The sequence below is a fragment of the Streptomyces sparsus genome (assembly GCF_054776295.1).
The window spans coordinates 1-1,220 of sequence record NZ_BAAHCA010001213.1 but is presented as its reverse complement, the minus strand read 5'-3'; the positions used below and the strand labels follow the sequence as shown (position 1 = coordinate 1,220).

Below are 1,220 nucleotides of genomic sequence, written 5' to 3'. Positions count from 1 at the left end.
CCGCCCGCCCCGCGAACGTGCAGCGGGGCGGGCGGACCTTGGCGTTGTGCGGGCACGTGCGGCGGCCGGTCAGTAGGCCACCGGCCAACCCCCTTGCCAGGACAGCAGGTTGACGCCCAGCTTGAACCGGCCGCCGTCCTGGCCGTCGTAGTAGTGGTACACGAGCAGGTCACCGTCGGAGTCCGGCATCACTGACTGGCCGCCGGGGCCCACCACCCTGCCGTGGGACTCCAGTACGGGCGTGCCGCCGCCGTTCATCAGCGGCACTCCCGCACGGTCGGTGTAGGGGCCGGTGGGCCGCGACGAGCGGCCCACCTTGATCTTGTAGGTGGACGACGTGCCCTCGCAGCAGATGTCGTAGGAGGCGAACAGGTAGTAGGAACCGTTGCGTTTGACGACGTACGGCGCCTCGACCGCCTTCGAACCGCTCGGCCGGGAGGCCAGCGAGTGGCGCCTGGTGTCGCCGGGGTGCTGCTTGCCGGTCGACGGGTCGAGCCGGATCATCTTGATGCCGGTCCACCACGACCCGAAGGACAGCCACCAGGACCCGTCGTCGTCGACGAAGAGGTTCGGGTCGATGGCGTTGTGGTCCGAGGACGCCTGCGTGGAGTGGACGATCCCGCGGTCGGTCCAACTGCCCGGCTGCCCGGTGGTGGACGTGGCCAGGCCGATCGCGGAGGTGTTGGAGCCGAAGCTGGAGACGGAGTAGTACATCAGGTACCGGCCGCCGTGGTGGGAGATGTCGGGCGCCCACGCCTCGGGCACCGACGAGTACCGGCTCCACCAGCCCGGCCGGGTGGGGAACGCGTCACCGCTGCGGGTGAAGGCCGTCCGGTCGGTGGAGGTCCGCAGGTTGATCCCGCCGCCGGTGGAGGCGAGCAGGTAGCGGCCGGAGGAGTCCCGGAGCATCGCGGGGTCGTGGACGACGATGTCCCCGGTGACGTGCCCGGGGCCGGGGTAGGCGGCGGCGGTGTGGGGGACGAGGGCGAGCAGGGCGGCGGCGAGCGCCACGGCAAGCAGCCCGCGGCGGCGACCGACGGATGTGCGGCGTGCGCCGGGGCGGGTCGGGCCGCGGTGGTGGGGGAGTCGGGTCGTCGTGCTCATGGGTTCTCTCCTTCGTACGCCTGGGGGTGCGGGAAGGGGGTCGCCGGCGTGGTGACCGGCGAGGGGTCCCGGTTGTCGCGGGGCCGCTGACGAGGGCCGTCGACGCGGGACGGTCG

Annotated in this window: 1 protein-coding gene; it reads right to left on the bottom strand. The window is 72.5% G+C overall.

Annotated elements, in window-relative coordinates; translation table 11 throughout:
* Positions 1–69: 69 nt before the first annotated feature.
* Entirely contained in the window at positions 70–1,104 is a 1,035-nt protein-coding gene (locus tag ACYVE9_RS27475; protein ID WP_461030595.1) for an arabinan endo-1,5-alpha-L-arabinosidase, read from the bottom strand.
* Positions 1,105–1,220 lie beyond the last annotated feature (116 nt).